The organism is Maribacter sp. (genome assembly GCF_016744255.1).
Classification (GTDB): Bacteria; Bacteroidota; Bacteroidia; order Flavobacteriales; family Flavobacteriaceae; genus Maribacter_B.
The window spans coordinates 16,080-36,968 of the sequence record NZ_JADGES010000002.1; the positions used below are offsets into that span (position 1 = coordinate 16,080).

The 20,889-nt window shown below is 33.7% G+C and carries 24 protein-coding genes; 2 read left to right on the plus strand and 22 right to left on the minus strand.

Annotated elements, in window-relative coordinates:
* Positions 1-3 precede the first annotated feature (3 nt).
* The 3 genes from QZZ51_RS00655 to QZZ51_RS00665 are packed head-to-tail and all read right to left on the minus strand — an operon-like array spanning position 4 to position 1,937.
* Positions 4-261 (minus strand): phosphopantetheine-binding protein, encoded by a 258-nt coding sequence (locus QZZ51_RS00655; RefSeq protein ID WP_291864472.1) that lies wholly within the window; start codon positions 259-261, stop codon positions 4-6.
* 5 nt (positions 262-266) lie between these two features.
* Positions 267-884 (minus strand): 3-oxoacyl-ACP synthase, encoded by a 618-nt coding sequence (locus QZZ51_RS00660; RefSeq protein WP_291864474.1) that lies wholly within the window; start codon positions 882-884, stop codon positions 267-269.
* The gene (locus QZZ51_RS00665; protein WP_366511930.1) at positions 885-1,937 is read right to left on the minus strand and encodes a methyltransferase; all 1,053 of its coding nucleotides are present in this window, start codon (positions 1,935-1,937) and stop codon (positions 885-887) included.
* On the opposite strand from QZZ51_RS00665, the gene QZZ51_RS16610 reads away from it, so the two are divergent.
* Positions 1,919-1,966 carry a hypothetical protein gene (locus QZZ51_RS16610; protein WP_366511931.1) on the plus strand — a complete coding sequence of 16 codons (48 nt, stop codon included), beginning with the start codon at positions 1,919-1,921 and terminating at the stop codon, positions 1,964-1,966. The genes QZZ51_RS00665 and QZZ51_RS16610 overlap by 19 nt on opposite strands.
* A 10-nt stretch (positions 1,967-1,976) precedes the next feature.
* Here QZZ51_RS16610 and QZZ51_RS00670 read toward each other — a convergent pair whose 3' ends face one another.
* Genes QZZ51_RS00670 through QZZ51_RS00745 form a run of 16 tightly spaced genes read right to left on the minus strand, consistent with a single transcriptional unit; the run spans position 1,977 to position 15,723 of the window.
* A complete protein-coding gene (locus QZZ51_RS00670; protein ID WP_291864479.1) occupies positions 1,977-3,119 on the minus strand; it encodes a beta-ketoacyl synthase in 1,143 nt (380 codons plus the stop codon).
* Positions 3,112-3,561: an acyl-CoA thioesterase gene (locus QZZ51_RS00675; RefSeq protein ID WP_291864481.1), complete on the minus strand. Its 450-nt coding sequence runs from the start codon at positions 3,559-3,561 to the stop codon at positions 3,112-3,114. Before QZZ51_RS00675 ends, QZZ51_RS00670 begins: the two co-directional genes overlap by 8 nt.
* Positions 3,539-4,807, minus strand: coding sequence for an ABC transporter permease (locus QZZ51_RS00680; protein WP_291864483.1), 1,269 nt, complete (start codon positions 4,805-4,807; stop codon positions 3,539-3,541). The genes QZZ51_RS00675 and QZZ51_RS00680 overlap by 23 nt, the downstream gene beginning before the upstream one ends.
* Positions 4,800-5,543: an ABC transporter ATP-binding protein gene (locus tag QZZ51_RS00685; protein ID WP_291864485.1), complete on the minus strand. Its 744-nt coding sequence runs from the start codon at positions 5,541-5,543 to the stop codon at positions 4,800-4,802. The genes QZZ51_RS00680 and QZZ51_RS00685 overlap by 8 nt, the downstream gene beginning before the upstream one ends.
* A 12-nt stretch (positions 5,544-5,555) precedes the next feature.
* The gene (locus QZZ51_RS00690) at positions 5,556-6,551 is read right to left on the minus strand and encodes a BtrH N-terminal domain-containing protein (protein WP_291864488.1); all 996 of its coding nucleotides are present in this window, start codon (positions 6,549-6,551) and stop codon (positions 5,556-5,558) included.
* A 5-nt stretch (positions 6,552-6,556) separates the two neighbouring features.
* A complete protein-coding gene (locus tag QZZ51_RS00695; RefSeq protein ID WP_291864492.1) occupies positions 6,557-6,958 on the minus strand; it encodes a hypothetical protein in 402 nt (133 codons plus the stop codon).
* Between the two features lie 2 nt (positions 6,959-6,960).
* Positions 6,961-7,410: an ABC transporter permease gene (locus QZZ51_RS00700; protein WP_291864494.1), complete on the minus strand. Its 450-nt coding sequence runs from the start codon at positions 7,408-7,410 to the stop codon at positions 6,961-6,963.
* Between the two features lie 7 nt (positions 7,411-7,417).
* A complete protein-coding gene (locus QZZ51_RS00705; protein ID WP_291864497.1) occupies positions 7,418-7,855 on the minus strand; it encodes a hypothetical protein in 438 nt (145 codons plus the stop codon).
* The gene (locus QZZ51_RS00710) at positions 7,856-8,989 is read right to left on the minus strand and encodes a beta-ketoacyl-ACP synthase III (RefSeq protein WP_291864499.1); all 1,134 of its coding nucleotides are present in this window, start codon (positions 8,987-8,989) and stop codon (positions 7,856-7,858) included.
* Positions 8,986-9,915, minus strand: a complete 930-nt coding sequence (locus QZZ51_RS00715; RefSeq protein ID WP_291864502.1) for a dialkylrecorsinol condensing enzyme DarA — start codon at positions 9,913-9,915, stop codon at positions 8,986-8,988. The genes QZZ51_RS00710 and QZZ51_RS00715 overlap by 4 nt, the downstream gene beginning before the upstream one ends.
* Positions 9,912-10,799, minus strand: a complete 888-nt coding sequence (locus QZZ51_RS00720; protein WP_291864505.1) for a lipid A biosynthesis acyltransferase — start codon at positions 10,797-10,799, stop codon at positions 9,912-9,914. Before QZZ51_RS00720 ends, QZZ51_RS00715 begins: the two co-directional genes overlap by 4 nt.
* Before the next feature lie 7 nt (positions 10,800-10,806).
* Entirely contained in the window at positions 10,807-11,049 is a 243-nt protein-coding gene (locus tag QZZ51_RS00725; protein WP_291864507.1) for an acyl carrier protein, read from the minus strand.
* 3 nt (positions 11,050-11,052) lie between these two features.
* Entirely contained in the window at positions 11,053-12,273 is a 1,221-nt protein-coding gene (locus QZZ51_RS00730) for a beta-ketoacyl-[acyl-carrier-protein] synthase family protein (protein ID WP_291864680.1), read from the minus strand.
* Positions 12,274-12,285: 12 nt separating this feature from the next.
* A complete protein-coding gene (gene fabG, locus QZZ51_RS00735; protein WP_291864509.1) occupies positions 12,286-13,038 on the minus strand; it encodes a 3-oxoacyl-ACP reductase FabG in 753 nt (250 codons plus the stop codon).
* A gap of 21 nt (positions 13,039-13,059) precedes the next feature.
* Positions 13,060-14,190, minus strand: a complete 1,131-nt coding sequence (locus tag QZZ51_RS00740; protein ID WP_291864512.1) for a WG repeat-containing protein — start codon at positions 14,188-14,190, stop codon at positions 13,060-13,062.
* Between the two features lie 6 nt (positions 14,191-14,196).
* Positions 14,197-15,723 carry an aromatic amino acid ammonia-lyase gene (locus tag QZZ51_RS00745; RefSeq protein ID WP_291864515.1) on the minus strand — a complete coding sequence of 509 codons (1,527 nt, stop codon included), beginning with the start codon at positions 15,721-15,723 and terminating at the stop codon, positions 14,197-14,199.
* A 104-nt stretch (positions 15,724-15,827) separates the two neighbouring features.
* Between QZZ51_RS00745 and QZZ51_RS00750 the strand changes: the two genes are divergently transcribed.
* On the plus strand, positions 15,828-17,072 hold the full coding sequence (locus tag QZZ51_RS00750) for an NAD(P)/FAD-dependent oxidoreductase (protein WP_291864517.1): 1,245 nt from the start codon (positions 15,828-15,830) through the stop codon (positions 17,070-17,072).
* A gap of 51 nt (positions 17,073-17,123) precedes the next feature.
* On the opposite strand, the gene QZZ51_RS00755 is transcribed toward QZZ51_RS00750, so the two are convergent.
* The 3 genes from QZZ51_RS00755 to QZZ51_RS00765 all read right to left on the minus strand — a co-directional run bounded on the left by QZZ51_RS00755 (position 17,124) and on the right by QZZ51_RS00765 (position 20,810).
* Positions 17,124-17,729: a hypothetical protein gene (locus tag QZZ51_RS00755; RefSeq protein WP_291864519.1), complete on the minus strand. Its 606-nt coding sequence runs from the start codon at positions 17,727-17,729 to the stop codon at positions 17,124-17,126.
* 84 nt (positions 17,730-17,813) lie between these two features.
* Complete coding sequence (locus tag QZZ51_RS00760) at positions 17,814-18,653, minus strand: phosphatase PAP2 family protein (RefSeq protein WP_291864522.1); 840 nt, start codon at positions 18,651-18,653, stop codon at positions 17,814-17,816.
* 39 nt (positions 18,654-18,692) lie between these two features.
* Complete coding sequence (locus QZZ51_RS00765) at positions 18,693-20,810, minus strand: Tex family protein (protein ID WP_291864524.1); 2,118 nt, start codon at positions 20,808-20,810, stop codon at positions 18,693-18,695.
* Between the last annotated feature and the right edge of the window lie 79 nt (positions 20,811-20,889).

Sequence of the window (20,889 nt, forward strand, 5' to 3'; positions counted from 1 at the left end):
AACCTATTTAGGGCTGTTTTCCGTAATATAAGTTGCCATTGTCTCTATAGATTCAAAAATCTTTTTCCCTTCTTTAGGGTCCGACAATTTAATTCCGTAATCCTTATCTAACATTACAATAAGCTCTAAAGCATCAATGGAATCTAAACCTAAACCTTCTCCAAATAAAGGGTCGTTGTCTGCAATTTCATCAACTGAAACATCTTCCAAGTTTAGTTGTTCAATAATTTTATTTTTTAACTCGTCTTTTAATGCTACCATAATGTTCAAAATCTACTATTTATTTCTTTTATTGTATGGGAAATTGATCCTTCTTCTTTTGTAACTAGGTATAGAAAAGCTGTATAATCTTCTTTATCTATATTTACCCAACCACACAAAACTTTTTCCGCTTTATTTTCTTCCATTAAACCAGAGCTATATGCATGCAGATATTCTGGATTAAAGTCTTCAAAGATAAAGAAACTATTTTCAGAATACAGTTTATGTTTAATACTAATTTCGCCCATACAAATATTAGGCAAGGTATAAACAAATACAGCAGGACTTGGATAGAAGCTTTCCTTATCTTCTATTGATTCCTGGTATTTTCTATCTGTATCTAAGCTAGATGCATTGTTAGAAAAAACAAGAGCAATATTCTCCTGTTTTTCTGGCTGAACATTTTCATGTTTCAACAAAACATCTGCTCCTAAAAATGCCAACTTACTCAAGTTATCCATCTTAAAAAATTTAGCATAATTTGTGTCTAAATTTTTATAAGCCGATTTTATAAAATCTGAAAAAAATTCTTCTTTCTCACCATGATACAACAATGTTCCATTTAAGGAAACGGCATTGTTTTTTATATGGCAATAGCTCTTTATAAAAGTTTTAGAATTCAATTATACTTGTCTTTTTTTACAAACTAATATGGTGTGGTATTCTCCTATTGCAATGTCTTCTTTAATATATAAACCAGCTTTTTCTGCCAATCTAATCATAACCTCTGCTTTATACATTTTACTGTTACCATTAGCCAATACGGTAAAATACAATGAGGTTGCTTCTAAAATAAATTTAGCATTATCAAATCTTTGTCTATCTGTAAAAGTTTCCATAATGAGTAACTCCGTATTCTCATCCATTCCTTCTACACAAGTAGATAATATTTTTACAATTTCATCTTCAGAAAAACAATCTAGAAATTGACTCATCCAAATAGCATCTGCTCCTTTATCTATTTTTGGATTATCCGCAAGCCAATCAATCTCTTGTCCCGAGATTCTATGGTCTAAATTATTTTTCTTTGCATTGTTTAGTGCAACATTAAGTTGCCCTGGCAAATCATAAATTTTAACTTTAACATCTTTATTATAATTACAACAAAGTATTGCGCATTTCCCTGTATTTCCTCCAATATCAAAAATTTGCTTTGGATTATTTCTAAAAAGCACTTTTAAAGCTTCTTCAAATGCACCATCTGAATAATGATGATCAAAATCGAACCATGATTTTCTAATTTCTTCAGGAAGTTGAGATAGTCCTTCATAAATCGTATCCCATTTACCTAACTCTTTTAAACCAGAAGGTTTTCCTGTCTTTATAGAATCGTTTAAATGATACAATCCTTTAAAACACACATCATTAGTGAAATTCATATTAACCCGAGCCGTCTCATTAAATGCCAAGAAGTACCCAACTTTAGTTAGCTCATATTTCTCCTCTTCATTTACATATACAATATCCGAGCTCTCTGCCATTTCTAGCAAAACACCTAAACCATATTCACTAACTTTTAAGTCTTTAGATATTTCCTTAATAGTAGTCCCTCCTGCTTTGTTTTTTTCAAAGATATAATCTAGAACTCCAAGTTTTTGAAGGGATACAGATGTTTGAAATACAAATGGTGCCATAGCAATTTTCTGGGCTTCCTCTAATGCATCAATTGCTTTTATGTGTTTTTGTGGCATTTATTTATTTTTGAATAATTAGTGTTATACTTTTTTGAAAATTGCGGCAGTATTACAACCCCCAAAACCAGAAGCCGTTTTTAGAAAAATATTAAGATTTTTTTTGGTGGCTTTTTTTATAATGTTTAGTGGTTTACTAACTCCTATTTCGTCAAAACCTAAGGAAGCAAAAAGCATGTTCTGATGTACAGAATGCATACCGACTATAGTTTCTAATAAGCCCGATGCGCCTAGAGTATGCCCAAAATAACCTTTGAGGCTGTTGAGCGGTATTTTGCTCATCTTTAGCCTATTAAACGCTATAGCTTCCATTTCATCATTAAAAATGGTTGCTGTTCCATGAGCAGAAATATAGTCGATATCCGAAGGGAGAATATCTGCTTCCTTTAGCGCCGAATTTACACTCCGAACTAAACCTTCGCCAGTTCTTGATGGTCCTGAAATATGATTAGCATCATTTGCAGTGCCATCTCCTAAAATTTCTACAGCTTCTTCTGCTAGGTTAGCACTTGCTTTAGTAACCAAAATACTAGCAATAACCTCCCCAATATTAATCCCTGTTCTACTTTTGCTAAATGGTTTACATGGCTCGGTACTCATGGCTTGAAAAGAATTGAAGCCAGAAAGAATAAACTTGGTAACCAAATCGCCGCTTACAATGAAAACATCATCAAATAAATCTTGATTTATCAATCTTTTAGCTACTGATGTAGCTAAAACGCCAGAAACACAAGCATTAGATAAAACCAAAGGCTCCATTGAAAATCCAAAAAAATTCTTAATTGCCTTACCCAATTCGGATAAGTATGCTTTCTCTTCTTTAAACGGAGAGTCTAATTCTAAAGCGTCAATATTTCCTTTGGTTGTAGAAACAATTAATCCCGACCGATTTGTAATTACAGAATTGCTAGCCACAATGACTTTACTTAAAGAAAGTATCATCATCTGCTCTAGAGCAGTAAATTCTTTTTTTGTCTTTAAACTTTTAAATTCTTCAACCAAATCTCTTTTATCCACCATGGAAGAATAAAAAGGTTTCGGCATTAAATTTTCTTCCTCTACTAGTTTTAAACTTGAAATCTCATTCTTAATTTTTTCAACAGCACTGCTGCTATTAAAACCATAGGAAGAAATTATATTATTATGTGAAAGGTAAATTCTACTCATCTAACAAACCTACTTTTCTTTTCCACTTCATAAAAAAATCTGGAATTGTTAATGATAGTTCACCTCCTAATTCTACAAAAACCTGAACCGTTTCTCCTCTACAAACAATTTCTCCTGCTGGGTTAAATATTTCATACTTAAACATCATTTTAGCTGCTGGAGAATCTACATACGTTGTTTTAACCGTAGCAACATCTCCATAACGCAATGGTAATTTATGTTCGCTGCTAGATTTTACTATTGGCGTTGAAAAATTATAATCTTTCTGATCTAAATAAGAAATACCATGGTGTCTTCCAAAAGCCTCTCTTCCATCTTCAAAATACTGTATATAATTACCATGCCATACAATCCCTAAAGGGTCCGTTTCTACAAAACGTACACGAATTTCGCTAGTAAAGTGAATTTCTTTAGAAGGTTTAGACGGCATTTTTTTTCTCATTATAAAGTATAGCTATCGTTGTGGTGATTATAAAAAATAAAAACAAGAGTGTAATTTCTGGAATAATTTCAACAAAACCTACATTTCTTAAAAAAACGTCATAAAATGCATTTAAACCCCAATTCATTGGGGATACATTGGAGAGAACTTGCATAAAATTGGGCATTGCAAAAACAGGAACCCAAACTCCGCCTAATGCCGCAAGAATAACCACCAAAGTGGCTCCAAAAGGAGCAGATTGCTCATGTGTTTTAAAAACTGTCCCAAGCAAAAGGCCTAAACCAATTGCTGCAAGACCTGCAAAAGAAGCCACAACTAATAGCATTGGGAGTTTTCCTGTAACATCAATTTCTGGAAGAGATATAATAGGAAATAAATACAGCCCCACCAATAGCATAAGTATAAACTGAGTTAAACAAACCCCTAAATATACTATTGTCTTACCTCCTAACACTGTAGCGTAAGAAACAGGATTTGTTCGTAACCGAACAAAAGTACCTTGTGACTTTTCCTTTACCATGTTAATTGAAAGAGGAAGTATAATAAAGAAAATAGCAAATAGTGCCCATGCCGGAATGTTATGCTGACTAGCATTAGGTATTGCATTTTGCGCACTCTCTGGAACTATTTCTTTAAACGAAATAAAACTATCGGTAGCGAAAATTGGCTCCTCACTAGACTCCTCTGTTAATTGCGCTTCAAAGGCCTTGTATATACTTTGAATTTCTATACCAGAAATTACTTTATCAATCCCATTTTTAACAGAACTCTTAAAGGATTGCTGCGTAGCGGGGTCAAAATAAAGCCTAACCTCTTTCTTTTTAACAGCCTTTGGAACATTAGAATCTAATTCTTCTTCCAGCCCAAATTTTGCCAGAATGCCATCTACATTTTCGGTTACTTTTAATTCTAAATCCAAGGATAAATTCTCTGGAATGACAATTGCTAATTGATAAACGCCCTTAAAAACTAGCTCCTTAGCCTCTTGTTCTGAAGATTTTTTTATAACCTCAAAAGCATTCGTACTAGTAAGTCCATTATTTATCTGTTCCGAAACGCTTCCCTGATCATTATCAACAAGAAGAATAGGGATTTTTGAATCCTTAAGTGTTTTAAATGTGTTATTTTGAATTAGAGTAATTGTTATTAACAAGACTAACGGCATAATAAAAAGAATAGCCAAGCCCCCTATATCTCTTATAAGAAGTAAGAATTCTTTGTATGTTGAAACCCAAAGTTTATACATAATCCCTAAGTTCTTTTCCTGTCTGTGCTATAAAAACTTCCTCTAAATTACGAGCGCCGTCTTGTTGCAAAATTAATTCTGAAGGCCTCCCTTTACAAACAAGTTTTCCGTGATCTATAATACCTACTCTGGTGCAAAAATGCTCGGCTTCATTCAAATGATGCGATGTATATATTATAGTTGTACCGTTTGCATTTAATTGTTTTAGATGGTTTATTATGACGTTCTTAGATTGCACGTCTACTCCTACAGTGGGTTCGTCTAGAAATAAATATTTTGGCTCGTGTAGAATACTCCCTATTAGATTAACTCTTCTTTTCATTCCTCCAGAAAAATGAAGAATTTTTTTATCTAAAAAATCCGTAAGACCTAAAATCTCTATATGCTTCTTTATTAAAGATTTAAGCTTACTTCCTTTAAGCCCATACATACTTCCCAAATAAAGAAGATTTTCATAAGCGGTTAACGAAGGGTATAAAGCATATTCTTGGGGAACAATACCTATAATTTGCTTCAGCTTATTTTTATCTTTCTTATACGTAAGTTCATTTATTGAAAAAGAGCCTTCTGTAGGCTTAATTAAAGAACTAAGCATAGAAATTAAAGTGGTTTTACCCGCTCCATTAGGCCCTAGAAGTCCAAAAATTTCTTGATCATCTATAACCAAATCTATATTCGATACTGCGTAATTTTCAGCGCCTTTATATTTCTTAGACAATTGATTAATGGTTATCATGCTTCAACTTAATTAGACAGCTTTCTTTAATTTTTTAAAAAAGGCTTCTTCTTTATCTGCAATTGCCGCCAATTGATCTGCCACTTTGTTGTAACCATCCTCAGTAGCACTACGATTTTTATATATTCGCGATGCATCTACGGCAAAATCGCGCCATAAATCTCCAATTTGTGTAATTTCCTTTGATAAGACTATTAGCTCATCGTTATTTAATATTTTACTAGCTTCCTGTAAAAAAGCACCATAAATATATCTAAAACCACCTCCGCCAGTGCCAATTTCTTCTTGCATACGAACAATCTGACCAAGATAATGATTGGCGGTTTTAACCCCTTTTTTAATTGGCCACTTACGAATTAATTTGGCTATTTTACGAATAGCTTTTACGCCAACGAGTGGAATAGGAGCTGTCATATCTTTACAGGTATGTTTAATCCCTTTTACTATCGCTCTTTTTAATTCTAACTCTTCTGGAAATTCAACAGGGTAATATATATGGCCCTTAGGAGCAAACGCTCCTTTAGCAAAACGAACTTTTTCTAATTCTTTTTCTGTTAATGAGGTAACATCTTCCATAACAGGATCACTTATTAAATAAGCTCCCTCTTTTTTCCCATAGACAACCATGTTATGGGCATTAAAATGAAAACGATATTCTTCTGGAAAATACCCTAAATTATATACCCCAACCTGCAAACCAACGGGGTTATTATTTTTTAAATTTTCATCTAATCTAGCTTGCGCCTTCTCTGGACTACTAAACTTCTCTCTTTTCACTTTTACACCAACACGTTTCGCAAAACGATTAAAAATAACCCCAGGCATTACTCTATAAGTAACTACTGGTGCATGGTTTACTTTTAAAAAAGGGAGATAACTAAAAAGTAAGCCAGAGCCTATGCCAAAAACCATAGGTTCACTTATCTCAAAACCATTAAAGCGCATTAGGTTTGATACTACTCCGTTTTCACAATGAGCAGATTGTTTATGAGTAAAATTTACTTCCATGGATTTTATTTATCAATATGCCTTAATTGTTCTACAGAAACATCAAAAACATCCGCATATTTTTGAATAGTTTTTGCATTTAATTTTTTAAAAACAGAAGGTTTAAAATGTCTCTTAACTCGCCATGTCCATATACCTACATAACTCGCTAAAATACCTATATCCATTTTATGAAGTTCCATGTAGTATTCTATAGGACTTGTACTATTATTTAAAACTTTTTGCCTGGCAATTTCTGTTCTTTCTTCAATATCCTTTATGGCGTTATCCAACGCAATTGTTTTGGGGCTCCATCCTGTACTTAACTCTGTAGTATATTCCCCGTTTTCATCCACAGCATAATACATATCCTTAATATTAGCTGTCTCTAGATTACTCTTATCCTGAGGCACTTCGTTTTTCTTCATCTCTATATTTCGTGAATTAGAAAGTTAAGAGTACAAGCTACAATTAATTCATCATTATTAAAAATAGCACCTTCAATGGTGCAAATACTAACTCCTTCGGTATCGAATCGGGAAACTAATTTGGTTTTTGTAACAATTACATCTCCAACTTTTGGAAGTTTCTCTATAGTTACTTTTTTTATAGCACTTATGTAGCCTGTAATATTATTACTATTACCTTCTAAATCCCCTTTTTCAAAAAAACTTTGACCTACAACCGCTGAACTAACCTGTGCAGCATTCTCAATAAGACCGGGCTCTTGCAACCAACTATCTTTTACAAAAACACAATCGTTAGTTATATGAAATTCTCCTGTTGCCGAAGTATCGTCTATAGAAGTAATATAGGACACCATGAGCATTGGGTCCCTATGAGGTAGAAAGTTTTTAATCCCAATCTTCTTCTTGCTCAATTATTTTTTATTTAGCTAATACGGTTTTCATTTCACTAGTTGCGACTATTTTTCCTTCGCACTGAACCTCTACTTTGACCAATGTTACGCCCATTATATCATGTAAAATTACAACTGTTGTTTTAAGTTCACTATGTACTTTTGGAAGGTTAAAAATTTCGGCTTTTTTTATAGAACCAATATAACCAGTAGGAGCCTCTTTATTTTTAAGAAAATAAGAATATCCAGTGTGCAAAGCAACTGTCTGAGCCATATTTTCTATTAACCCAGGACCTTGAAAATAATTATTATCCGTGAATAAATCATTAGGTTTAATAGCAAAACCAGAAACTATTTTTTCATTGGAAAAATAAAACAACTTATCGACCATTACAAATGGCCATTTTTGCGGAATTAAGTTTTGAATAAAACTTTCATCTGTAATTGGCTGCTCTACTAAATTCATTTAGCATACAGTTAAATAAGCATACGTATATGAAAAACGAGCGCTCTCTGGAACATGAAGAAGTATTCTATCTCCTTTTTTAAGCTTTCCAGAAACAACTAACTCTTCTAACATTACATATATAGAAGCCGCTCCTACATTACCTACACTCTCCAAATTTAAGAACCATTTTTCCCATGGTATTTCTACCCCTTGAAGTTTCAGCTCGTCATATAATCCTTGCTTAAAATAATAAGACGAAATATGAGGTAAATAGTAATCTACATCATCGGGGCCAATATTATGTTTTTCAAAAGCTTGTTTTAAACTATCTACCCCTTTTACTAAGATATTTTCACCTAGTAATCGGGTATCTTGTTTCATGGCGAATAAAGATATTTTACCCCATTCTTTAGCTGGAAATTCGCTCCATGGCTTTAGATTGCCATCTTCTAGCTTATCTGCTCCAGCATACATACACGCTTCTATTTCATGTGCATAAGAGTAACCTTCCATCCATTCAACTTTCAATGGAGTATTTCCTTTAGGCTCACTTTCTAACAATACCGCGCCAGCACCATCTGACAACATCCATCTTAAAAAATCTTTATTAAAAGCCAAAATAGGGCTATCTTCTAATTCTTTAAGTTGGTTTATTTCATCTTCAAAAACATCTGCACGCATCCAGCTAGAAGTTCTTTCTGAACCAGCACAAACAGCATTTTCTACTTGACCAGTTTTTATAGAAAGAAAGCCAAACTTTAAAGCATTCATTCCTGAGCAGCAAGCGCCAGAAGGAGAATTAATCTCCATATTACCATTCTTTAAAAAACCATGTACCATAGCTGTATGAGAAGGCAAAATTTGATCAGGACTAGATGTACCACAAGATAACAACTGAATGTCTTTTGTGGTAAAATTAGCATCACATAAATTTTCCACAGCCTCTTTTGTTAGCTGCGCATTATTATGTGTTATCTGTCCTTCTTCATTAATGGCGTAATATCTAGTTTTAATTTTATTATTTCGCAAAACAATACGCCTTGCTTTTGATGTTTTTCCACCAATCATCCCAAGCTTTTCTTCCATTTGATCATTGTCAACTGGTTTATTGGGTAAAAATTTAGATATTCTTGTTATATATACTTCTTTCATGAATTTTCCTTTAAATAAACTGAAGAAAAATATTCTCTTTCTCTCTTTCTTTTAAGGCTTGTAGGCAAATAAGTGAACAAAAATACAATAAAAACTATTGGCGCAATGACCCAAATTGCAAATAATAAGTAATACTTAAAAGCTTTAATGGTTTTCAACCTTTTAGCCTCTCCTGGCTTGCCTTTTTTTATAATATGGTTTGCCCATTTAGAAAAGATAACATTCCCTCTCTTGTCCGTCATCACCAAATAAGGGTTTACAATAACACCTCCAAGTTTTATAAATGTTTCTTGTAAAGTTGAAAAATCATTTTTCAAAACAGCCTCTTTAATTGGTGGCGCATATTTGTACGCTTCCGCAATATCTTTATCAGACACGCCTGGTTTTGGAAAAATACCTAGATAGCGATCTTTCTTACCCGAAAGCATCCAATATTCAATGGTAACAACACTAATATGGTTAATATGTTTGTCTACAAATGCAAGATGCCCAACTAAATTAGCATCTGCATCTACCAAAAGTCTCTTTACTTTTTCCTGTGCCTGTAACCACATATTTCTACATGCAACAACAGTAACAACAGGCGTGTTGTTCAAAAGTTTTTTGGCTGCATTAGATTTTAAAAAAGAATTAATCGGTACGGAAGGTGTTAAAAACCAAACTTGATATCCTAAAATTACCAAATCATAATCTTTGTTTAAAATCTCTTCCGGAGGCGTCTCTACTTCTGAAGGTATTTGCAAAAAAGTCTCCGGAAAAACGTCATAAAAACTATCCTTTCCCCAAGGAAATTCAAAAGGTTTTATAGGCTTTATTTCATAATAGGTAACATGGACACTTTCCTTAGAAATTGGTGCAACCATATTTTCGAGGATAGTTGTCAACTGCCCTGTCTGAGAATAATGTATAACTAGTACTTCTTTCATTCTACTTCTTTAGGGTTCCAAAATTTAAAATAATTAAACCACTGCAATGGGTATTTCCCCAACATCCACTCCACACTCTCCGTATACTCCTGCAACAACCCTTGTGCATCTCTATTCTTAGCCTTAGCTCTTCTGGCATATAAATGATAGTGCTTATTCGTTTCTTTCATTACGTAAACAAAAAGGACAGGAACATTTAACCTAGAAGCCATTAAAAATGGCCCGGCAGGAAACTCTGCTTCTTCTCCTAATAATTTCTGTGTTAACGTTTTATTTCCTTCAAAATAACGATCCCCAGTAAAACAAACTAAGCCTCCCTTATCTAATGCTGCTTTTATCTCAAAAATGTGTCTTAAATCTTCATTAACCAATATAAACTTGATCTTGGATTTTCTTGTAACACTTTCTAAATAAGATTTTATCTGTTCATGCTCACTATCTGTAGTTACAAGGTGAATCTGTGAGGCGTGATCTATTTCATCAAAAAAGAAATCTGCAATTTCAAAATTACCTACATGGGCACTAATTAATATACCTCCTTGTTTTTTTCTTAGAAGATCTGTTATGTTCTCTTCGCCATTAAAGGCATACGTAAACTTATCTCTTAACCCACTAGAAATAGCTATCTTATCTATAATTGTTTGCCCAAAAACATAGGTGTTTTTAAGAATACTTCTTACGCTTTTTAGTTTGGAATATTTTAGACGGTTTTTAAAATAATCGTAACTAGCAAGGGTTCCCTTTTTTGAAAAGAAAAAATAATAAAGAACAACAAAGTTTAATATAAAATATGCTGATGACAGCCCTAAGAACTTTATAAAAAAAACAAATATTTTATACCCTAAAACGGTTCCTTTAGATTTTCCCTCCCACTTTTTTGCCATTGCAAGGTTATCCTAATTTTTGCTCAATAAGGTTGTAAAAATGTTGTAACGTAGTAACGTTGATAAAGTCTTCACCAACTAGTTTTACTCCAAAATTAGATTCAACAGCAACCACAAGGTCTACAAAATCTAAGCTATCTAATTCTAAAGTATCTTTAAGATTGGCCTCTGGATGAATATCCTCTTGCTCTACCTCAAATTCGTCTATAAGAAAGTCGTTTATCTTTTCAATGATAACTTCTTTATTCATGTATTATATTGTTTTTATTACCAAAGCAGAGTTAGTTCCTCCAAACCCAAAAGAATTGGATAAAAATACATCAATTTTTTTATTTATGGTTTTGGTTACTAAATTTAATTTAGCGGAGTCTTCATCTGTATTTTCTAAATTTATGTTTGGAGCAACAAATGAGTTTTGCATCATAAGCATGGAGTAAATTACCTCACTCGCACCTGCCATCCAACATTCATGGCCTGTCATTGACTTTGTAGAGCTAACACAAGGACGGTGCTCCCCAAAAACTTCGTGAATTGCCTTTGCCTCATTAGCGTCTCCTACAGGAGTAGATGTTGCATGAGCGTTGACATAATCTATTTGTGAAGCATCCATTTTAGCATCTTCTAGAGCTTTTTTCATTGCTCTTGCCGGTCCATCTACATTTGGTGTTGATATATGCCCGCCATTAGATGAAAATCCATACCCTACAACTTCGGCTAAAATTGGAGCTCCTCTTTTTACTGCAGATTCATAACTCTCTAATATTACTGTAGCTCCACCACCACTTGGCACAAGTCCGCTCCTGTCTTTATCAAAAGGACGTGACGCTTTTTCTGGGTTTTCGTCATTTATAGCAAATACACCAAGACCATCAAAACTAGCCATCGCAAGAGGGTTAATCTCTTGGGCGCCACCAGAAATGATACAATCTTGCATTCCACTCTTTATTAAATGGTACGCCATACCAATTGCATGCGAACCACTAGCGCAGGCTGCGCTTATTGTAAAATTAATACCCTTCAATTTAAATATAGTAGAAAGGTTCATTGTTATAGTAGAGTTCATTGCTTTAAAAATAGCACCCGAACCAACAAGAGTAGTATCTTTCTTCTCTCTTACCGTATCCATAGATTCTATAACGGATTTTGCAGTACTGTCGTTACCATAAATAACTCCTACTTCATTTGCATCTAAAAATTCTTGTGAAATTCTAGCATTAGCCAGAGCTTCTGCAGTTGCAGCATAGGCATAGGTACCTTCTTGCCCAAGACTAATACGTTGCCGCCTAGAAAGAACGCTTTTAAGGACTGGCGGATCTACTGCCCCTGTTAAACTAGACCTATACCCTAAATCTTTCCTTTCTTGATCAAAAACGATTCCAGATTTGCCCTCATATAAGGAAGTTTTTACCTCCTCCAGATTTTTACCTATACAAGAATAAATACCCATTCCTGTTATTACTACTCTTCTCATTATCTACAAACTCTTTTAAGAGTATATGCCTCCATTTATATTTACTACTTCTCCTGTAATATAGGAAGCTTTTTTAGAAATTAAAAACGAAACTAAATCTGCTACTTCTTGGGGCTCTCCAAACCTATTGGCTGGAATCATTTTTTTTAACTCCTTTTCATTAAGCTCTCCGGTCATATCTGTTTTGATAAAACCTGGAGCAACAGCATTTACTGTAACGTTTCTTTTAGCAACTTCTTGCGCTAAAGCCTTAGTTGCAGCTATAATTGCTCCTTTTGCTGCAGAATAATTGGTTTGCCCAGGAGTTCCTTTAAGTCCAGATACGGAAACCATATTAACAATCCTTCCATATTTATTCACTAATAATTTTTGAATAAGATGGTTGGTAACATTAAAAAAGCCGTTTAAACTTGTATTAATAACACTAGACCAATCCTCTGGTTTCATCCACATGAATAAACCGTCCTTAGTTATTCCAGCATTATTTACTATTGCTTCGATAAGAACATTCTCATTTGCTTCTTGCCAAGCGTCTAATTTTGCTCTTACCTCTTCTAAATTTCCAACGTTAAATTGAATAATTTCTCCCGAGCCGCCTACATTTTCAACTTCCTTCAGCGTTTCTTTAGCCGCCTCTTCATTGCTATTATAATTTATAAGAATTTTATAATCCGAATCTTTTGCTAATTGGATACATATGGCTTTTCCTATTCCTCGAGAGCCACCTGTAACAAGGGCATACTTTTTAGGTGTAATTTTCTCCTTCATTTATTTGATATGCTTTCTAAATTATTTATTGGTGTCGACAAAATTTTCAGCGTTCTGAAACCATTTACCTGCTAGAACTTCTCCTTTTTCATTAATAAAACCCCAGCCTTTTTTTGATTTAACTTTAGCCAAACCATCAATAAAACCTTTTTTAAATCCAGACATTACAAATGAAAATCCTCCAGAAATATCATATTCCATAGGAATTACTAAGGTTCCTGATTCATTTACAAATCCCCATTTTTTATCTCTTACAGGAGCCAGTCCTTTATCTCCAAAAATTTCAGCATCTCTATAATCAAAAGGGATTACTTCTTCTCCTTTCTCGTTAATATAGCCCCATTTTTTGTTTTTTAAAACCGGAGCAAATCCATTAACAAAGGCTTTTGTTTTATCAAAAGTTGGCTGAATAACCCACTCTCCTTTTACATTAACAAAACCCCATTTTTTTCCTCTTCTAGCATAAGTTAGCTTCGATGAAGAATGAAAATTTGCTATTTTAGTTGCTCCAGAAACAACTTGTAATTTACCATCGGCAAAAATTCCAAAATCCTCTCCTTTTCTTCCCCATATTCCATTAGGACTATATTTTCCCATTTCCTGATACTCCGCTGGTATTACTAAGTCTCCTTTTTGGTTAATCAACCCCCAAGAATCACCAACCTTAACTTTAGCATGACCCGCCCAAAAGTTCTTTATTGCCGCAAATTTAGGTTCTAATATAAGTTTACCGTCTATTCCTAACAAACCTATTCTATCTCCTTTCTTAAATAAAGCTACACCATCCTTAAAATCATAATACTTATCTGGCACAGGAGTTTCTAATTGCTTCCCTGTTCCATCCACGTATTTCCATACATCATTACTAAAAACTAAAGCGTACCCAGAATTAAACCGCTTTACCTTATCATATTCAGCAGGGATTACCCATTCTCCTTTTGCATTAATATAGCCCCATTTATCATTTTTCCTTACCGCCGCAAAGGCTCCCGAAAAACTTGCTGCTTTTTCAAATTGAGGCTCAATTACATATGCTCCAGATTTGTCAACATATCCAAATAAATCATTCTCTCTAACCAACGCAAGTTCCTGCGCATAAAAGGAAGAGACCGATAATAAAATAGTTAAAATGAATAAAAAACCCCTTTTCATAATGTTTTAATTTTCGTTGTTAATAATAAAATCTTTTACTTGATTAACATAAGGATACATAATTAAATCCTCTTTAAACGGGGGAACAATTTTTCTTATTTTGTCGTAAACTTCTTTTGTTTTAGAAGATACTTTATCCTGAACACCTAAGTATTCTATTGCTTGTGTTATTGTTATTAACTCTATTGCCATTACTTCAAAAGCATTCTCAATTACCTTTTTAGTAATTAATGCCGCATTTGTACCCATACTAACAATGTCTTGATTGTCATTATTATTAGGTATACTATGCACATACATAGGGTTAGATAGCATTTGGTTCTCTGCTGTTGTAGATGTCGCAGTGAATTGAACACCTTGCATTCCAAAATTTAAACCTAATTTTCCTAGGTTAACAAATGGAGGTAAAATATCATTCAATTTAGAATTCATTAAATAATTTAATTGCCTTTCTGCAAGCATACTCATTTTAGCAACAACTATTTTTAGTTTATCCATTTCTAAAGAAACATAATCTCCATGGAAATTTCCTCCATGATAAACATGCTTTCTCTTTACATCTACAATAGGATTATCATTGGCAGAATTAACCTCTTCTATAAGTATTTTTTCTACTCCGTTTAAAGTATCTAAAATCGGCCCTAATATTTGTGGTACACAACGAATAGAGTAATATTCTTGTACTTTTTCTTCAAAAACAGAAACATCATCATTATTAGTATATAAATGATGTTCTCTTTTTCTTGTAAGCGTACTATCATTTAAATGACTACGCATAGATCGAGCAATCTCTCGTTGCCCTTTATGCTTTTTAGTCTGGTTTAGTTCTTCGGACAAATGGTCATCATAAGCCTCAACAATTTCATTAATAGCAGAAGAACAAGCTATCATCCATTCTAATAATCTACGCGTATAAACTGTATTTACAATACCTATACCCGTCATTACAGAAGTTCCATTTATAAGTGCTAGTCCTTCTCGTAATTCTACTGAAATAGGAGCTAGACCCTCTTCTTTATAAACCTCTTGTGTTGGTCTTCTTTTTCCTTTATAAAATACTTCTCCTTCACCAATAAGAACTAACGCCAAATGAGCTAGTTGCACTAAATCTCCACTAGCACCAACACCTCCATGCTCATATATAAGCGGAGTAATATCTTTATTTATTAAAGAAGTCATTAATTCTATTACCGATATATGCACCCCAGAGTTACCTAGACTTAAAGTATTTAATCTTGCTAACATTGCCGCCTTTACATATTGCGGCGCTATAGGGTTCCCTGAACCTGAGGCATGACTTCTAATTAAATTATATTGAAGTTGAATTCTTTCTGAATCCTTTATTTTGTATTGTGCCATGGGGCCAAAACCCGTATTAACCCCGTAAATAACTTTGTTTTTAGAAAATTCTTTCAAAAAATCAAAACTTTCTACTACAGTCTCTTTTACTTTTTTATCAATTTTTATTGGGTCATTTTTAAAAATAACGCTGTAAAACTCCTCTATTCCTAACTTTCCTTTAATTTCTGGCATGTATGGTTGAATCTATCTTAAACAAGTGGCAATTTATAAATAAAAATAGCTAATTTGGTATGCAAATTTATAATATTTACTAAATATTTAATATTAATTGCAGGATGAATCAAGAAAATGTTGAAGTATTAATAATTGGGGCAGGACCATCTGGCTCAGTAGCAGCTTCATATTTACATAATAGTGGCTTTAAAGTTAAAGTTGTAGAAAAGAGTATATTTCCTCGATTTGTAATAGGAGAAAGTCTTCTGCCACGTTGTATGGATCACTTTGAAGAGGTAGATTTATTACAACCTTTAAAAGATTTTGGATTTGAAATTAAATCTGGAGCACGATTTATGAGAGGTGAAGAGATTTGCAATTTCGATTTTGGAAAAAAACATGGAGATGGCTGGGATTGGACATGGCAAGTACCAAGAGCCGATTTTGATTCCGTACTAACGGATACGCTTATAGAGAGAGGAGTTGATATCGTTTTTGATCATGCAGTGATTGATGTTAATATCGAAAAAGAGAAGTCTATAATTACTATAGAAGATAGTAAAGGGAATACAAGTAAAATTACAGCTAAATTTATAATTGACTCTAGTGGATATGGCAGGGTATTGCCGAGATTATTAGATTTAGAGAAACCCTCGCCTTTACCAAAACATTCTTCCATATTTGCGCATGTTAATGATAAGAATAGACCAGAAGGAGAGGAAGGAACTTTAATAACTTTTGATGTTTTAAGTCAAGAAACATGGCTGTGGGTTATTCCTTTTTCTAACGGACACACGAGTATAGGTCTTGTTGGTCCAACCGAATATTTAGAGTCTTTTACAGGGTCCAATGAAGAAAAAATAAAACAAATAATAAAACTCTCGAAGTATTACAAAAATCGCTTTGAAGATGTAAGTTTTGATTTTGAACCTAAAATGATAAAAAATTATTCCAAATCTGTAAAACAAATTTATGGTAAGGGATATGCCTTAACAGGAAATAGTGCAGAATTTTTAGATCCAGTATTTTCTTCTGGAGTAACATTTGCAACAGAATCTGCTCTTTTAGCAGCAAAATTAGCGGCTAAAGAACTAAGAGGAAATCAGGTCGATTGGGAGAAAGAGTACTACGACTACATAAAACAAGGGGTTGCTGTTTTTGCTACTTATGTAAAAGAGTGGTATACTGGTAATTTGCAGAAAATATTTTTTCATAGACCCGAAAATCCTGAGATAAAAAAGCAAATCTGCGCAGTACTCGCTGGCTATGTTTGGGACCAAACCAATCCGTTTGTAAAGAACCATAACCGTTTGGTAAAAACAGTTGCCAAAGTAATTGATATGGAAACTGCAGAACAAAAAGCATAAAAAAAGGGAACCTTACTGAAGGTTCCCTTTTTTTATGCTTATTTTATATTCTTATTTTAAAGCCTTCTTTTTAAGAAACCCTGCAAATGATTTTGCTGCTTTAGCGTAACATTCTGATATTCTATAACCAGAGTTATAATCATAGCCCATAGCACCATAACCTTGTACTTTATAAAATTTCCCAGAGAATAAAACGTTCCCAGGATTGCTAGTTTCATATACGCTAATAGTTACATCTATTTCTGCATTTTTTCTTACAACACCAACATTGTATCCTGCGTATATTTTATTAGAATGAATTTTCATGGTATACTTAGCATCCGAATTATCTTTTCCTACAGAAATTCCTTCCTCTTCAAATCTTTTATTAAAAGACTCTATAAATTTAGGCTCATAAAGTTCTTCTCTATCCGAAAACCAAGATGCTTTAAACTTTTCTCCTGCCCCTGCTTCTTTCTCTTCTCTTTTCTTCATTTTATCCGCTAAAAAATCCTCTTCCGAATCATATTTAGGAATTTTTACGTCAGAATAATCAAACTCAAGAGCATAATTTTTAATCTCTTTTAAATCTTTTGGACTACCATCTATTTCTTTTAATTTTTGGGCTTGTGTAGCACCAGAAACAACTAGCATTGCGAGTAATAATACTTTTTTCATAGGTATAAATTTTAACACTTCTTAATTATGATTACTTTTCTATTTATGAAAACGATTAATAAACTTACAAAGTATATTTCTTCACTAAAACCTTCCTACGACTCCTATCTGCCCTGGAGCAAAATTTAGGTTCCAAGATATTTTTTTACTGCCTTCGTTATACTTTTGGTTATACCGAGAATCTAAATACCTATCTATGGATTCTACGGTAAAAATACTTATTGCTACTCCCAAAGCAACATCGGATAACCAATGCTTACCCTCCCACAACCTAGAAACTGCAGGAATAGAACCTAAAGTATAAACTCCTGTTTTTACCCATGGATTTTTAAATTGTTTTGCAATAGCGTGTGCATTTGTCATAGCCAAAATAGCATGACCCGAAGGAAAAGAATGATACTTCTTACTCCCTCCCCAAAAAGGCTTAAACGTATCTTTAGATTTTCCACTTAATGGTCTTGCTCTACCCACCACCGATTTAACCACTTGTTGCAAAAAACCCGCTGAAGTTGCAGAGGCTATTAATAAAACCCCTGTTCTCCTTAATTTTTCATCTTTTAAAGCTAAACCTGTTACGTATATTGCACCAGTAATTAAATAATTATTACTTGGACTACCAACATTAAAACCATACTCGCTAATTCCTTTTGGGACATCCTCTTTTATAGCTATAAAAGAATCAGAAACAGGTTTATCTACTAAATGAAGTAAACTTGTCCCTGCCAAAGTATACCCTACAGTTGCCCACTGATCTCCTTTCCAATGCAACGGTCTTGCATAAGAATAACCAACTCCTTTAAATATATTTCCAAAATCATAAGTAAACATTTGCCATCTACTATCTTCTAAATCTGTTTTTATTTGTTGCGATTTTGCAAACAGAGCGGATAAAAGAAAAATTCCAAGAAGTACTTTTTTTATCATGTGATTATATCCTGTATTAAATACTAATTAAAATAGCTGTTATTCCTGTAATGCTAATTGAATACGTTTTCTACTAACATCTACCTCCATAACCTTCACTACAATTTGTTGATGTAACCGTACATGCTCATTGACATCCTTAACAAAAGAATCGGAAAGATTAGAAACATGAATTAGTCCACTCTCTTTAATACCGACATCTACAAAACAACCAAAATTGGTAATATTATTTACTATCCCTGGCAAAAGCTGTCCTTCACTTAAATCTGTAATAGATTTTATATTTTGATCAAAAGTAAAGACCTTCGCTTTTTCGCGTAAATCTAAGCCAGGTTTTTCTAATTCCTGAATAATATCTCTTAAGGTTGGAAGACCAATAGCATCGGTTATATATTGATTCAAGACAATACTTTCTAAGTCTTTTTTATTGCCAATAAGGCTCCCAATGGAAACACCCTTATCTTTTGCCATTTTTTCTGCAATGGAATAACTTTCTGGGTGTATTGCAGAATCATCTAAGGGGTTTTTTGCATTTTTAATGCGCAAAAAAGCCGCCCCCTGCTCAAAAGCCTTCCCCCCTAAACGAGGCACTTTTTTTATAGCCGCTCTACTCTTAAACGGGCCATTCTTATTTCTATGCGCCACAATATTCTCTGCCAATTTGGGGCCAATTCCAGAAACATAGCTAAGTAATGATTTACTTGCCGTATTAATATTTACACCAACATAATTTACACAGCTCCCCACTACCGTGTCTAAAGATTTTTGCAGTTTAGTTTGATCTACATCGTGTTGGTATTGTCCTACTCCAATTGATTTAGCATCAATCTTTACCAATTCTGCTAGAGGATCTGCTAATCTTCTTCCAATAGAAACTGCACCCCTAACAGTGACATCGTAATTAGGAAATTCATCTCTCGCTATTTTAGATGCGGAGTAAATAGATGCTCCTGCCTCACTAACTACAAATACTTCTATAGCATTTGTAAAATCTATGCTTTTTATTAATTGCTCTGTTTCTCTAGAAGCGGTGCCATTACCAATAGCAATAGCTTCTATTTCATAAGCATCTACTAACGAATTTATTTTATGTATAGCTCCACTACTATCGTTCTGTGGCGCATGTGGGTAAATAGTGTCATTATGCTCTAAGTAGCCCTGAGCACTTAAGCAAACTACCTTACAACCCGTTCTAAAACCAGGATCAATAGCTAGAATTCTTTTTTCTCCTAATGGAGACCCTAAAAGGAGTTGCTTTAAATTTTTAGCAAAAACAGTAATCGCAGATTCATCTGCTTTTTCCTTTGCTAGCTTTAATCTTTCATTAGATAAGGATGGCAGTAACAATCTTTTGTAAGCGTCCTTTATGGCTACCGAAATTTGGCCACTACATGCATTATTACTTTTTATAATACGATCTTCTATTTTCGACAAAGCTCTTTCATCATCAATCTCAATTTTAACTCTAATATAACCTTCACTCTCGGCCCTTAGTATAGCCAACAATCTATGCGATGGGCAACGACCTAAAGACTCGCTCCAATCAAAATAATCCCTATACTTTTGAGCTTTTTCTTCTTCTTTTTTTACGGCAATTACTTTGGTGGCAATTTGCGCAAATTTTTCTAGTTGATACCGCACTTGATTCCTAATATCCGATCGCTCATTTATCCACTCTGCAATTATATGGCGAGCCCCTTCTAAAGCTTCTTCTTCGTTTTGTATGGTATTATTTAAAAATTTGGTGGCCGCAAACTCTATTTCATCATTGCGTTGTGCCATGATAATTTTCGCTAGAGGCTCTAGCCCGTTCTTGCGAGCAGTTTCTGCTTTGGTTTTTCTACTCTTTTTATACGGAAGATAAATATCCTCTAAAGTGGTAAGGTCCACTACTGCATTAATTTTAGCTTGTAATTCCTGCGTTAAAACGCCTTGTTCTTCTAGCGCCTTTAAAACGGATTTTTTGCGTTTTCCTAAAGCTTCATATTGCTCTTTAAATTTTACAATCTCTCCTACCTGAACCTCATCTAAATTCCCGGTATGTTCTTTTCTATATCTAGATATAAATGGGATAGTACAATCCTCATTTAAAAGTTCCACTGTATTTTGGATACTCTTTTCTGGTAGCTGAGTACGTGCTCTTATATATTTTATCATAAAAAAGACCTTATAAAATTATTTATAAGGTCTCTAATATATTTAACTCGATTGATTATATCGAATTTATAAGCTAAAA